Origin of the sequence: Agrobacterium sp. LR_9, assembly GCF_041954855.1 — a bacterium.
GTDB classification, from domain to species: Bacteria; Pseudomonadota; Alphaproteobacteria; order Rhizobiales; family Rhizobiaceae; genus Agrobacterium; species Agrobacterium leguminum.
Map to the genome: position 1 here is coordinate 110,218 of NZ_JAVAYA010000016.1, position 14,581 is coordinate 124,798.

The 14,581-nt window shown below is 61.4% G+C and carries 11 protein-coding genes; 1 reads left to right on the top strand and 10 read right to left on the bottom strand.

Annotation, left to right across the window (positions count from 1 at the left end):
* Positions 1 to 73: 73 nt before the first annotated feature.
* The 4 genes from RAC79_RS18295 to odc2 all read right to left on the bottom strand — a co-directional run bounded on the left by RAC79_RS18295 (position 74) and on the right by odc2 (position 3,904).
* Positions 74 to 1,369 carry an MFS transporter gene (locus RAC79_RS18295; protein WP_080820717.1) on the bottom strand — a complete coding sequence of 432 codons (1,296 nt, stop codon included), beginning with the start codon at positions 1,367 to 1,369 and terminating at the stop codon, positions 74 to 76.
* Between the two features lie 89 nt (positions 1,370 to 1,458).
* A complete protein-coding gene (locus RAC79_RS18300; protein WP_020813347.1) occupies positions 1,459 to 1,860 on the bottom strand; it encodes a MarR family winged helix-turn-helix transcriptional regulator in 402 nt (133 codons plus the stop codon).
* A gap of 147 nt (positions 1,861 to 2,007) precedes the next feature.
* Entirely contained in the window at positions 2,008 to 2,577 is a 570-nt protein-coding gene (locus RAC79_RS18305; RefSeq protein ID WP_080854677.1) for a GNAT family N-acetyltransferase, read from the bottom strand.
* Positions 2,578 to 2,770: 193 nt separating this feature from the next.
* Positions 2,771 to 3,904: an ornithine/lysine decarboxylase gene (gene odc2 / locus RAC79_RS18310; protein ID WP_003523360.1), complete on the bottom strand. Its 1,134-nt coding sequence runs from the start codon at positions 3,902 to 3,904 to the stop codon at positions 2,771 to 2,773.
* 537 nt (positions 3,905 to 4,441) lie between these two features.
* Between odc2 and RAC79_RS18315 the strand changes: the two genes are divergently transcribed.
* Positions 4,442 to 5,335: a LysR family transcriptional regulator gene (locus tag RAC79_RS18315; protein WP_065655482.1), complete on the top strand. Its 894-nt coding sequence runs from the start codon at positions 4,442 to 4,444 to the stop codon at positions 5,333 to 5,335.
* Positions 5,336 to 5,391: 56 nt separating this feature from the next.
* Here RAC79_RS18315 and RAC79_RS18320 read toward each other — a convergent pair whose 3' ends face one another.
* The 6 genes from RAC79_RS18320 to RAC79_RS18345 form a co-directional block, all read right to left on the bottom strand.
* Entirely contained in the window at positions 5,392 to 6,345 is a 954-nt protein-coding gene (locus RAC79_RS18320; RefSeq protein ID WP_174039848.1) for a substrate-binding domain-containing protein, read from the bottom strand.
* Between the two features lie 72 nt (positions 6,346 to 6,417).
* Positions 6,418 to 7,419, bottom strand: a complete 1,002-nt coding sequence (locus RAC79_RS18325; RefSeq protein ID WP_078052469.1) for an ABC transporter permease — start codon at positions 7,417 to 7,419, stop codon at positions 6,418 to 6,420.
* A gap of 50 nt (positions 7,420 to 7,469) precedes the next feature.
* Positions 7,470 to 8,993: a sugar ABC transporter ATP-binding protein gene (locus RAC79_RS18330; protein ID WP_374997429.1), complete on the bottom strand. Its 1,524-nt coding sequence runs from the start codon at positions 8,991 to 8,993 to the stop codon at positions 7,470 to 7,472.
* A 199-nt stretch (positions 8,994 to 9,192) separates the two neighbouring features.
* A complete protein-coding gene (locus tag RAC79_RS18335) occupies positions 9,193 to 9,816 on the bottom strand; it encodes a TetR family transcriptional regulator (RefSeq protein ID WP_078052467.1) in 624 nt (207 codons plus the stop codon).
* A gap of 118 nt (positions 9,817 to 9,934) precedes the next feature.
* Complete coding sequence (locus RAC79_RS18340) at positions 9,935 to 13,069, bottom strand: multidrug efflux RND transporter permease subunit (RefSeq protein ID WP_374997430.1); 3,135 nt, start codon at positions 13,067 to 13,069, stop codon at positions 9,935 to 9,937.
* An 11-nt stretch (positions 13,070 to 13,080) separates the two neighbouring features.
* Entirely contained in the window at positions 13,081 to 14,271 is a 1,191-nt protein-coding gene (locus tag RAC79_RS18345) for an efflux RND transporter periplasmic adaptor subunit (RefSeq protein ID WP_080858116.1), read from the bottom strand.
* Between the last annotated feature and the right edge of the window lie 310 nt (positions 14,272 to 14,581).

Here is a 14,581-nt window from a genome sequence, read left to right on the forward strand (position 1 = left end):
ACGCGCCGGCAGATGCCGGAAAAATACGAAAAAGGCCTGCAAATGCAGGCCTCCTTCCAGTGTATCACGTCTATCACGCGGCCTGGGGCGTCAGGGTTGCGGAGCCCGGCTTGCGCAGAAGCAGAACCGAGACGGCGGCGATCATGCACATCAGACCGGCAATCTGCAGCGCGGGCATATAGGTATCGAAGTCGCTTTTGAAGAAACCGGCGCCAAAGGCGGCTGTGGCGGCTCCCAGCTGATGGCCGGCAAACACCCAGCCGAAAACGAGACCGGCCTTTTCGCGCCCGAAATTCTCGGCAGCGAGCTTCACCGTCGGCGGCACGGTCGCCACCCAGTCCAGACCGTAAAAGACGGCGAAGACCGATAGCTCCACGAAGCTGAACCCTGAGAATGAGAGATAAAGCAGGGACAGACCGCGCAGACCGTAAAACCAGAACAGCAGGAAGCGATTGTCGAACCGGTCGGAAAGCCAGCCGGCGAAAATCGTGCCGAAGAAATCGAAAATGCCGATCACCGCCAACGTGCCTGCCGCCGTCACCGCAGCCATGCCAAAATCGCCGCAGATCGAAATCCAGTGTGTCTGGATGAGACCATTGGTCGAAAGCCCGCAGACAAAGAAGGTGCCGAAAAGCACCCAGAACACCGGGTTGCCCGATACGCTCTTCAGGGTCACCAGCGGCGATACCAGTGTGGCGAGAAGATTGTGATCCTGCTTGACCGGCTTCGCCACCGCCGTCTCGCCATAGGCCGGCAGGCCGACATCGGCAGGATGGTCACGCATCAAAAGCAGGACGAGAACCATGGCGGTGGCGATTACCGCAACGGACAGGGTCAAGGCGGTTCGCCAGCCGTATGCTTCCGTCAGCGCCGCGAGCAGCGGCAGGAAAACCAGCTGGCCGGTGGCGTTGCTCGCCGTCATGAGGCCGATCACCAGTCCGCGACGCTTGGAAAACCAGCGTGTCGCCACGGTAGCGCCCAACACCAGCGCGGTCATGCCCGTGCCGACGCCGATCACCACGCCCCAGAGCAGCAGCAATTGCCACACCTCGGTCATGAAGAAGGAGGCGACAATGCCGCCCATGATCAGGGCAAGCGCGGTCGAAACCACCTGCCGGACGCCGAAATGATTCATGAAGGCGGCGGCAAAAGGTCCGAGCAGGCCAAAAAGCACCAGCCTGACGGCCATTGCGGAGGAAATATCGGCGATATCCCAGCCGAATTCCTGATGCAGCGGCTGGATCATCACCCCGGCGGATCCCATCGCACCGGCGGTGGCCAGCATGGTCAAAAAGGTGGTTGCAGCAACGAGCCAGCCATAATGCAGATTTCTGCCGGCCATCCAGCTGGCGAGGCGTGTGGAGAGCATGTTCAAATTCCCTTTCCAGCGGCCGCGGCCGATATTTTACGGGTATATACCCTATATTGCGGGTAGATACCCGCTTATGCCCCCAAAAGTCACAGGGCTGCGAGCAGTTCCTGCAATTGTGCTGTCTTCTCAGGCCCAAGCCGGGCCTCGATTTCATCCTGCACCCCATCCCAGAGCGGCGCGCCCGCTTTCAGGATCGCGTGGCCTTCCTTCGTCACCGTCAGCATCGCTTCCCGCTGATCCTCGCCGTGGCCGATGGCCACCAGACCCATGCGAGCCAGCACCTTGGCGTTGCGGCCGACGGTGGAACGATCCAGCTCCACCCGCGCGGCCAGATCGGTCAACGAAACCGGCGCCGTGCGATTGATGTTCCGCAACAGGCTGAACTGACCGATATTCACGCCGAGCGGCGCCAGGGCCTCGTCATAATAGGACGAAACCTTGCGGGATGCTTTGCGCAACAGGATGCAATGGCAACTATCGTTTGGCATTTGTCTCGGGTATATACCCGTAAATTTCTGTGCGCAAGAGGCGCTCCGAGAAATTATCGGCGGGCAACGGCCGACCCCAAAGCCATAGAGCAGAAACAATAAACCCCGGCTTTGGGCCGGGGTTTGATATCAGCAGCGAGGCCGGCCTCAGGCAGAGAGCCTGCGACCGCTTGCCACCAACAGGCCGGCAGCGCCTTCAAGCCAGCCGGCTTTCAGTTCCAGCGCCAGGAAACGGCTGCGCTCGAACGGGCCGGGCATGATGAGGTGCTGGGCCTTGTCGGCGAAAAAGCCGAAGCGCTCGTAATAGGGTGCATCGCCCACCAGAAGAACGGCGCCGTGGCCACGCTTGGTGGCTTCGGCAATGGCAGCGCGCATCAGCGCCGAGCCGATGCCCTTGCCTTCATGGGCGGCATCGACGGCCAGCGGGCCGAGCAGCAGGGCTTCGACGGCGCGGCCTTCGCGCGAGATGCCGGCCTCGACGTTCCACAAGCGCACCGTGCCGATGACATGGCCGTCCTCATCGCGGGCGACGAGCGCCAGGCCTTCGGCCGGAATGCGACCCGCGCGCAGCTTTTCTGAAGACTTGCGGCGGCGGCCGGCGCCCATGGCGCGGTCCAGCAGGTTCTCACGGGCGACGACATCGCCCGGATTTTCCTGATCGACATGAAATGTCTGAGGCGTGAAAAATGCCCGTACCGAATTCAAAAGAGCGGCCATCCTTGGCCTCCCGTCACACTACCGCCCACACGCGGCCCTTGATGAAAAATTGGTGGAGCCGTTCCGGCCCGCCGACACGCTTTCCTCGGCTGGAAGAGGTGCAGCAAGCAGGGATTTGCGCATCAGCACAATCGGCAAAGCCGGAACGGAAGCTTGGTCGAGACGCCGCCCTCCTCAGCGGGCGGCGCTCGGATCAGATGACGTAGGCCTTCAGCGGCTCGAAACCGTTGAACGCGACCGCCGAATAGGTGGTCGTGTAAGCGCCCGTGCCTTCGATCAGAACTTCGTCGCCGATGGTCAACGAGACCGGCAGCGGGTACATGTTCTTTTCATACAGCACGTCGGCGCTGTCGCAGGTCGGGCCGGCCAGAACGCAGGGCTCCATCTCGTCCTGATCGCGCTCCGTGCGGATCGGGTAACGGATCGCCTCGTCCATCGTCTCGGCGAGACCGCCGAACTTGCCGATGTCGAGGAACACCCAGCGGTGGTTGTCATTGTCGGACTTGCGCGACACGAGAACGACTTCCGCCTTGATGACGCCGGCATTGCCGACCATGCCGCGGCCCGGCTCGATGATCGTCTTCGGGATCTGGTTGCCGAAGTGCTTGCGCAGCGCCGTGTCGATCGCCTGACCGTATTCTTCGGCAGCCGGAACGTCGCGCAGGTACTTGGTCGGGAAACCACCGCCCATGTTGACCATCTGCAGGTGGATGCCCTGCTTGGCGAGCGAAGCGAAGACGCGCTTGGCATCGGCCAGCGCCGCATCCCATGCGTCGAGGTTCATCATCTGCGAACCGACATGGAAGGATACGCCGTAGGACTCGAGACCGAGCTGGTGTGCGTAAACCAGAACGTCGACCGCCATCTGCGGCACGCAACCGAACTTGCGCGACAGCGGCCATTCGGCGCCTTCGCCATCCGTCAGCACGCGGCAGAAGACGCGCGCGCCGGGAGCGGCACGGGCGACCTTCTCGACTTCCTCATGGCTGTCCACGGCGAAGAGATCGATGCCGAGCGCGTGGGCGCGAGCAACATCGCGTTCCTTCTTGATGGTGTTGCCAAAGGAGATACGGTCAGCCGTCGCACCGGCATCGAGCGCCATCTGGATTTCAGCCACGGAGGCGCAATCGAAGTTGGAGCCGAGCGAAGCGAGCAGCTTCAGGATTTCGGGAGCCGGGTTTGCCTTGACGGCGTAATAAATGGCGCTGTTCGGCAGGGAATGCCGGAAAGCGTTGAAATTGTCGCGCACGACGTCGAGATCAACCACGAGGCAAGGGCCTTCGGGACGTCGGGTCTTGATGAAGTCGAGAATGCGTGCAGTCGTCATCGATGTATTCCCTGTTAAACCGGCTCCGGAAAAATCCGGAGGACAAAGGACGCTCGAGATATGCATTCGAATCAGCCGGTGGAGGCGCAGAATCGATAGCATACGCTCAAGGCGCGAATGTGAACGATGCCCTGCCAGAGCATCATTCGGCTTTGTCTGCCATGGATTGGAGGGAATGACCCGACCGCACTTCAGGCAATGATGGTGTGCCTCTTTAGTACCCCGGCTGATGGAAAGCCGGCAGAGAACCAGAAAGGCCCGCACCGTCGTTGCTTCGTATGTCCTCGCATTTTCCGGTTGGCCGGAATAGCGACTGGAGGGGTTAGTTCCAGGTACCTTACCTAAATCCTCACCACATCGAGGAATCGGCGGACACACATGGGCACGTGCGACTTTGGGCAGCACGGGAGATAAGAATATTCGCAGTCATAATCAAGAGGATTTTTTCACCAAAGAGCGGATTTTTTCGGCAATGAATTAAGGGTTGAACAGTCCACCCTCGCCGTTCAATTATATGGAACGAACAGGAGGATTTTCATGGACACGCTCACCCGCATCCGCGCCTTTATCGATGTCGTCGAAGCGGAGGGTTTTTCCGCCGCGGCGCGCAAGACGGGGCGTTCCAAGGCGCTTCTGTCCAAATATGTGCGGGAACTGGAGGACGATCTCGGCGCGCTGCTCCTCAACCGCACCACCCGGCAGTTCTCTCTGACGGAAGCCGGGCACACCTATTACCGCACCGCTTCCGATATTTTGAAGGAGATCGATAACCTTGCCGATCTGGTGCGCGAAAAGAATGCCGACCTCAAGGGCAAGCTCAGGATTTCCGTTCCCCGCACCTTCATCGATGCCGATGTCGGCCAGAGTCTGATCGATTTCGCCAAGGAAAATCCGGAACTGTCGCTGGAGATCGTCGCGGAAGACCGATTCGTCGACCTGATCGAGGAGGGTTTCGATCTTGCGGTTCGCATAACCCGGCTGGAGGATTCCGGTCTCATCGCCCGCAAGCTTTCCGATTTCCGGGTCTATGCGGTGGCGACGGCGGATTTCGTGGCGCAGCACGGGCCGCTCGACGGGCCGCAGGATTTCTCCCGCGTTCCCTTCATCATCGACACCAATACGCGGTTTCACAATACGGTACGGTATCTGGAGCCGGATGGCGGTTCGAACTCCGTCACCATCAGCGGACCGATCGAGGTCAACAGCCCGCAGGCGACGCTGCGCGCCGCCCGCGCCGGGCTCGGCATTGCGCTCGTGCCCGATTTCATCGCCAGACCCTATATCCAGTCCGGCGAGCTGGTGACGCTGTTCGACGATTATATTTCCAAGGACAGGGGTATCTATGCGGTCTATCCGCATCGCCGTTACCTGCCCGCCAAGGTTCGCAGCTTCGTGGATTATCTCTCGGCCTGGTTCAGGAAGAACGGGTGAGCCACAAAATGAAACGCCCGCCTTGCGGCGGGCGTCGGCGTTAGCGGAAAATCAGATCAGAACGGCGAATCCGGGAAGTAGAACTGCTCGGCATTGTCCTTGGTGATGAGCGTCGCATCGAGGATATATTCACCCGCAACCGGCACCTGATCATAGAAATGCCCGGCCGTCAGCTGCATGGCGGTCGCCACCATCGCCGGCGGGTAGAGCACGTCGACCGGCACGAGCTTGTCGCCGTCCATGACCTTCTTGATCATGTCCTTGGAACCGGCGCCCGCAACGATGTACTGGATATCGGTGCGTTTCGCCTGCTGGATGGCTTCCAGCACGCCGATAGCCATGTCGTCATCCTGACACCAGACCACGTCGATCTTCTTGTACTTGGTCAGATAGTCCTGCATCACGCGGAAGGCGTCGTCGCGGTTCCAGTTGCCGTACTGGCGGTCGAGAACCTTGACGCTGGAACCGGCGATGCCCTTGTCGAAACCATCCTGACGCTGCTGGTCGATCGGGATCGGCAGACCGCGAATGACCACGACTTCGGCGTCAGGCGTCGTCTTCTTGATGTATTCGCCTGCCACCTGGCCAAGTGCGGGGTTGTTGCCGGCAACATAGAGATCGCGGATCGAATTGTCGTTGACGCTCGGCGCGCGGTCGACCAGCGCGACGAAGGTGCCCTTGTCCTTGATCTCCTTGATGGCGTTGACCAGCGGATCTGGATCGGACGGCAGCACGACCAGCGCATCGAGCCCCTGCACGGCAAGGTCCTGCAGCGCATTGGCCTGATTGGCGGCGTCCGGCGACGTCTTGACGATGACGTTTAGCCCCGGATGTTCCTGCATCAGCAGCTTCGCCACGCGCTCGGCATGGTAGACGACGCCGGCCGTCCAGCCATGGTCGGCCGCTGGAATGGATACGCCGATGGTAACCTTCTTGTCCTGCGCATGCGCTGAGCCCGCCAGCACCGTGGCCAGCGCGGCAAAGGCCACGCCGATGAATTTACTACGCATAGTCTCTTTCCTCCCAAGACCGGGGCGCTCCTCCTTCAACCGCGCCTGCCCCAAATGGCGCGGCGTGATACGTCACCTGCGGCTGAGCGAACGCTGCACCAGCATGGCGATGATGATGATGGCCCCCTGAATGGCGCCGATCAGATATTCGCTGACGAAGTTCGACAGGATCATGATGTTGCCGACGATCTCCAGAATGAAGGCGCCGCAGATCGTACCCCAGATGCGCCCTACCCCGCCTCTCAGCGCCGTGCCGCCGACCACGACGGCGGTGATGGCCTGCAACTCCCACAACATGCCTGTCGTGGCCGAGGTGGAAGCGAGGCGCGGCACGTAAAGCAGCACCGCAACGGCGACACAGAGCCCCTGCACCACATAAGCGATGGTGCGGACCCGCGCGACCGAGATGCCGGAATAACGCGCCACATCCTCGCTCGACCCTACTGCGGTCAGATGCCGCCCGTAACGGGTGCGGTAAAGCACGAAGGCGGCTATCGCGGCGGTGACGAAGATAACGATGACCGGCACCGGCACGCCCAGGACATTGCCGAAATAGACCGGACGATAAAGCGTCTGGATTTCCGGGTTGCGCAGCGTGATCGCCCCGCCCTGCGACAGCCATGTGGTCAAGCCGCGATAAATGCCCATGGTGCCGAGCGTGGCGATGAAGGGTTCGATACGGCCAATGGTGGTGATGAGGCCGTTCGTCAGCCCGCAGGCAGCCCCGATGGCGAGCGCCAGCGCCATGGCGGTAAGCAGCATTAAAAGCGGACTGGCGATGGCGCCGCTATTCATGAACAGGATCATCAGGCTGGCGACGAAAGCCACCATTGCGCCCACCGAAAGATCGAGCCCGCCCGATGTGATGACGTAAGTTGCGCCGAGCGCGATGATGGCGATGAAGGCGCTCCGGGTGATGACGTTCAGGAGATTGTCGATGCCGATGAAATTGGGATTGGCGATGGTTCCGAGAACCAGCAGCAGGGCCAGCGCCACGAAAGGCGCGACGGCGCGCAGATCCCAGTCCTTCGAGGTCTTCGGCGTTTTGCCGTTGTCAAATGCGGCCTCAGTCATGTTTCCCCTCAGTCTCTTTTGTCAGGCCATGTTTCCCGGCACACGGGCGCTCAGGCAGGTTCCTGCGTATGAACGCCAGTCGCCAGCGCCACGATGTCGTTTTCGGTCATGCGCTCACCTGTCACCTCGCCGACGATCCGGCCCGACCGCATAACCAGAATGCGGTCGCAGATACCGATCAGCTCCGGCATTTCCGAGGAAACGACGATGATCGAGCGCCCCTCATCCGCGAGCCTGGTGATGAAGCGGTAAATCTGTTCCTTGGTGCCGATATCGATGCCGCGCGTCGGTTCGTCGATGATGACGATGGACGGATCGATGAGCATCATCTTGGCCAGCAGCAGTTTCTGCTGGTTGCCGCCGGAAAGCTGGCCCGCCAGCAGATCCTTGCGTCCGGTACGGATGTCGAAATCCCGGACCGCATCATCGAGCGCCGCCGTTTCCCGGCGGGTATCGATCTGAAACAGCCGGCTGAATTTCTTGAGCGAAGCAAGCGTGAGATTGACACGCAAATCCTTGGTAAGCAGCAGGCCCTTGCCCTTGCGGTCCTCGCTCAGATAAACGATGCCGGCTTTCAGGCTGTCTTCCGCCTTTGCGAAATGCACCGGCCTGCCATGATGTCGGACCGTTCCCCGGCCGGCGCGCAGGCCGAGTATTCCTTCCATGAGTTCCGTTCTGCCCGCGCCGACCAGACCGGCGAAACCGAGAATTTCGCCCCCGCGCAGGCTGAAACCGGCATCCTGAGCATAACCTGGAACAGTAAAATGCTCCACCTGCAGAACCGGCTCGTGCTCGCCGCCGGCGGCGCGGTCCGGATAAAGCTTGGCGACATCGCGCCCCACCATCAGCCGCGCCATATCGGCAGGCTCCAGCGCCGATGCCGGATGGGAGGCGACCAGCCTGCCGTCTCGCAGAACCGTCACCCGGTCGGCGATCTCCTTCACCTCCGGCAGACGATGCGAAATATAAAGCACGGCCACGCCTTTCGCCCGGATGTCCCTGATGACATTCAGCAGCGCATCCGTTTCGATGGGCGTCAGGCTCGCGGTCGGCTCATCGAAAATCACCACGCGATGCGGCACCAGCAGAACGCGGGCGATCTGCACGAGCTGCCGCTGGGCAATCGACAGGCTGCCGACAATGGCGTCCGGATCGATCGTACCGCCTAGATCGGCGATTGCCTTGCGGGCGCCGGCGCGCATGGCGCGATCGTCCACCATGGCGCCCCGACCCACTTCGCGACCGAGATAAATGTTCTGCGCCACCGTCAAATCCGGGGCCAGCAATATTTCCTGATGCACGAGAACGATGCCGCGATGTTCGGCATCCACCGGACCGCTCAGCGTAACGGCTTCGCCATCGATGCGGATTTCGCCGCCCGACGGCTTTTCATTGCCGGCCAGCAGCTTCATCAGCGTCGACTTGCCGGCGCCGTTCTCGCCAATGATCGCGTGGACCTCACCGGCGCGCACCGTGATCTCGATGTCCTTGAGAACCTGTACCGGCCCGAAAGACTTGGACAGCCCAACCGTCCGGATAAGGGCGTGGTCTGGAGATTCGTCAGCAAAAGCCATGTGCCGTCACCGGTATCCGGTGTGAACGGACGGCATTTGCCCCTTGATTTTATCTGAAACGACCATCTGCGAACTCCTCCCAAAGCTCGAGGAAGAAGCTAGCGTCCGTTTTGAGGTACGTAAAGCAAATTTCGCTGGTGTTTTAGAATACACTCAAATTTGACCACAGGAACCGCGCCAGAAGGTCGCGAAAGTCGCGTCATGACGCGGAGGAGCGCTGGAACCCCTTCATCAGACGGTGCACGGCTTCAGCGCCCTCCTTGGCCAGATCGAAACGCTTGCCGAACAGCAGCCAGTCGGAGCACATGCCTTTCAGCAGCCAGTAGAGCGCGTCGAGCGCAGAGTCCGCCGTCCAGTTGTCGTTGAATGCGCCTTCCGCCTGCGCCCGCGCGAAAGCGCCCTCGAGCCGATCCTTGTGATACCGGTCCAGTTCCTCCTGCGCGTGCAGCACCGGGGCGAACTCATCGGAGTAATTGGTGCGCAGGCTGATGGTCATGATGCGCTGGCGTTGCTCATCTTTTGAAAGAAGCGTCAGCCATTTGCAGGCCGCTTCCTCGATCTTGGCCAGCACAGCCAGCCCCTTGACGTCGGGGTCGCCGAAATCGAGCAGATCCGATTCCGGCAGGGACACCGATTGATAGAGGCCGATAAAGAGATCGCTCTTGCTGGAAAAATGCCAGTAGATCGCCCCGCGCGTAACGCCGGCCGCAGCCGCCACCTCATCCAGAGAGCTGTTGGCCACGCCCTTCTTGAAGAACACCCGCTCGGCAGCGGCAAGGATCGCCTGACGGGTCTCTTCTGCCTCGGCCTTGGTTCGGCGCATGCTGATGTCTCCTTCCAGTCGCGGCACGGCGCTTTCGCACCGTGCCCTGTTTGCGGTGCCGGGCTGTCAGTCAGATGAACGCATTCACGTGACTTTTCGCCCAGCCGTCACACCCGTTTTATTCCGCCGGCGATACGGCGTCAGCAGCAATCTCATTCTCCTTCTTCCGATCCCCGAAAATCTTCATGACGAAGACGAAGAAGACGGGAACGAAGAAGATCGCAAGGATCGTCGCCGAGATCATGCCGCCGAGCACGCCGGTGCCGATGGCGTTCTGGCTCGCCGCGCTGGCGCCCGAAGCAATCGCCATCGGCAGCACGCCGAGCGAGAAGGCGAGCGACGTCATCAGGATCGGCCGGAAGCGCAGATGCGCCGCCTCCACCGTCGCATCATAGGTGGATTTTCCTTCCGCCCGCAAATCCTTGGCGAATTCGATGATCAGGATCGCATTCTTGGCGGACAGGCCAATAATCGCGACGAGGCCTACGAGGAAGTAGACGTCGTTCGGCATGCCGCGCAGCATCACCGCCGCCACCGAGCCGATGACGCCGAGCGGCACCACCAGCATGACGGAGAGCGGAATGGACCAGCTTTCGTAAAGCGCTGCCAGCAGCAGGAAGACGAACAGAACGCTGAGCCCGATCAATGCCGGTGCCTGCGAACCGGACTGGATTTCCTGCAGCGACTGGCCGGTCCATTCGAAACCGAAGCCGCTCGGCAACTCACCCGCTAAGCGCTCCATTTCGGCAATGGCGTCACCCGACGAATAACCAGGTGCGGACTGGCCGCCAATACGGACCGCCGGATAGCCGTTGTAACCGACCACCTGCGAGGGACCGCGCACCCATTCCACCGTGGCGAATGAGCTCACCGGCACCATGCCGCCATTGGCATTGCGGACGTTGAGGTTCAAAAGATCCTCCGTCTTCATGCGCTGGCCCTGTTCCGCCTGCACCGTCACGCGCTGCATGCGGCCTGCGTTAGGGAAGTCGTTGACGTAGGAGGAACCCATATTGGCCGAGATGGTGGCGTTGATGTCGCTGAAGGTGACGCCGAACGTATTGGCCTTCTCACGGTCGATGATGAGATTGACCTGCGCCGCATCCGGCATGCCTTCGATACGAAGACCGGCAAGGATGGGGCTCTGACGGGCGGCGGCCATCAGTTGCGCACCGGCAGCGCTGAGAGCCGCCTGTCCCGCGCCCGAGCGATCCTGCAGACGGAAGGTGAAGCCGCTCGAATTGCCGAGGCCCTGGATCGGCGGCGGCGACAGCGCAAACGACATGGCGTCCGGAAGACCCCACAGCTTGGCGTTGACGCGCGCCGATATGGCGGCGGCGGAATCGTTCGGTCCGCGTTCGCTCCAGTCCTTCAGGGTGGCGAAGGCGAGACCCGCATTCTGGCCGGAGCCGGAGAAGGAGAACCCCGAAACCGCAATCACACGATCCACCGCCGGCTCTTCCATGAAGATCTTTTCGATCTGCTGGATGGATTGCAGGGTGCGGTCGCTGCTGGCTTCCGCCGGCGCCTGAATGTCGACGATCAGGTAGCCCTGATCTTCGTTCGGAAGGAAAGAGCTCGGCAGTTGCATATACGCCCAGCCGAGGCCCACCAGCAAAGCCGCGTAAATGACCATGAAGCGACCGGAACGCTTGATGATGCTGCCAACGGACGAGGAATATTTGTGCGAGGCCTTGTCGAAGCCGCGATTGAACCAGCCGAAGAAGCCCTTCTTCTCATGATGTCCGGCCTTGATGGGCTTCAGGAACGACGCGCAGAGCGCCGGCGTGAGCGACAAAGCAAAGAAGCCCGAAAACAGGATCGACACCACCATTGTCAGGCTGAACTGCTGGTAGATGATGCCGACGGCGCCCGGGAAGAAGGCCATGGGCACGAACACGGCGGTCAGCACCAGCGTGATGCCGATGATCGCGCCGGAAATCTGGCCCATCGCCTTGCGGGTGGCCTCCTTGGGCGACAGATGCTCTTCCGCCATGATGCGCTCGACATTCTCGACGACGACAATCGCGTCATCCACCAGAATGCCGATGGCGAGAACCATGGCGAACATGGTCAGAACGTTGATCGAGAAACCCGAGACATACATGATGGCGCAGGTGCCGAGCAGCGCCACGGGCACCACCAGTGTCGGGATGATGGTGTAGCGGATATTCTGCAGGAAGACGAACATCACCACGAAGACGAGGATGATCGCCTCGATCAGCGTGTGAATGACCTTTTCGATCGAAATCTTGACGAAGGGGCTGGTGTCATAGGGAATTTCATATTCCAGACCCTGCGGGAAATATCGCGACAGCTCTTCCATGGTGGCGCGAACGCCCTCGGAGGTCTGCAGCGCATTGCCGGTGGGCGAAAGCTGCACGCCGATGGCGGCGCTCGGCTTGCCGTTCAGGCGGCTCGAGAAGTTATAGCTTTCGCCGCCCACTTCCACCCGCGCGACATCGCGCAGCCGTACGGACGAGCCGTCCGGATTGGCGCGCAGCACGATGGAGCCGAATTCTTCCGGCGAGGTGAGCTGGCCCTGCACGTTGACGGTTGCGGAAATCTGCTGGCCGATGGGATTTGGCGATGCGCCGATGCGGCCGGCAGCCACCTGCGAATTCTGCGCCTGAATGGCGCCGATGACGTCGTTCGAGGTGAGACTGAGGCCCAGCATCTTATCCGGGTCCATCCAGATACGCATGGAGCGCTGGGTGGCGAAGAGCTGCGCGCTGCCGACACCGGGAACGCGGCGCAATTCGCCGAGCACGTTACGGCTGAGATAGTCGCCGAGACCGATGGCGTCCGTGTTGCCGTCGACGGAGGTGAGCGCCACCATCATCAGGAACGACGTGCCCGCCTGCTCCACGCGCAGGCCCTGCTGCGTCACCGCCTGCGGCAGGCGGGGTTCGACGCGCGCAATGCGGTTCTGGACCTCCACCTGGGCTTCACCGATGTTGGAGCCCGGCGCAAAGGTGACGTTGATGGAAATGCGACCCGAGGATTCCGACGTCGATTCGAAATAGATCAGGCCTGGAACGCCGTTCAGCTCTTCTTCGATGGGACGCGTGACGCTCTGGTAAATATCCTCCGGCGACGCGCCCGGATAGGTCGTCGAGACGGAGATCTGCGGCGGGGCGACATTCGGATATTGCGCAATCGGCAGCATGGGAATGGCGAGCAGGCCCGCCAACATGATGAAGATGGCGACGACCCAGGCAAAAATGGGCCGATCGATGAAAAAACGTGCCATGAAATCGGTCCTTATTGCTTCGCAGCCGGAGCCGCGCTCTCGCTGTCAGCGGCGGTTGCGACATCGGCCTCATCGGACCACGGTTCCGGCTTCACTTTCGCGCCCGGAGCGGTCTTCTGGAAACCTTCGGCCACGACGCGGTCGCCGTCCTTCAGACCCTCGGAAATCACCCAGCGATCGCCGATGGAGCGGCCGACGCTGACACGACGCTGCTCCACCGTGTCTTCGGCATTGACGACAAGCACGCTCGCCTGACCGCCGGCATCGCGCTGAACCGCCTGCTGCGGCACGGCGAAGGCCGCTTTCTGGATACCCTGCTGGATCTGCACGCGGACATACATGCCCGGCAGCAGATCGCCGTTCGGGTTGGGGAATTCACCGCGCAGCGTCACCTGACCGGTGGTTTCATCCACCGCCGCTTCGGAAAACAGCAGGCGGCCGGGCAGCGGGTAACGGCTGCCGTCATCGAACAGCAGGTTGACTTCGGCTTCGTTCGGGCCGGTCATCAGCTTGCCATCCTGCAGGGCCTTGCGCAGGCGGATAAGATCGGCTGCCGGCTGGGTGAAGTCGGCATAGATCGGATCGAGCTGCTGGATCGTCGCCAGATTTTCCGAGCCGGTGGCGCTGACGAGGGCGCCTTCGGTAATGCGCGCACGACCGATGCGGCCGCTGATCGGGGCTTTGACTTCGGCATATTGCAGATTGAGCTTCGCTTCCGCGACACCAGCTTCGGCCACGGCCACCTCGGCATCGGCCTGCGCCAGCTGGGCGATGGCGTTGTCGAATTCCTGCTGCGAACCGACATTGGAACGGCGCAGCTGCTGTTGTCTATCGGCCGTCTGCCGCGCCTGCAGCTGCGCGGCCTGCGCCCGACGCAACGTGCCCTCGGCGCTGTCGACACGCACCTGGAACGGCGCGGGATCGATCCGGTAGAGAACATCGCCCTCCTTCACCAGCGAGCCCTGTTCGAACACCCGCTCCACGATGATGCCGGAGACACGCGGGCGTACTTCGGCAAGCCGCGTCGGCGCAATGCGTCCCGGCAATTCGTTGGTGATGGGCAGTTCTTCCTGGCTCACCGTCACGACCTTCACCGCACCGGGCGGCGGCGCGCCGGGCGCGGACGCCTGCTCATCGCTACATCCGACCAGAACGATGCCCGTCAACAACACCGCCGCGATCTGCCCCAATCTCTTCGCCATACTGCGCTCCGAATCCATAAAAAATGTCACATTTACATACATACTAAGACGTATGTAAAATTTCGGCAATGAAATTGTTGCAGTGCAAAAGCCGTCTCACGCGCTTGTGAAGGTGCGTGCGACGGCTTGCGGAAAGCGCTGTAATTCGGGAATGGAGGACTAACTGGCGTTCGAGGCAGGACATATCGCGCCGAGCCGGAGGCGACAGCCGGACGAATGAAGCTTTCCGCTGTTTCCGTCGCGACCAAACCACCGCTGCACGGTTTAGAGTCCGGGGATAACATTCTCTCGACGTCATCCTCGGGCCTGT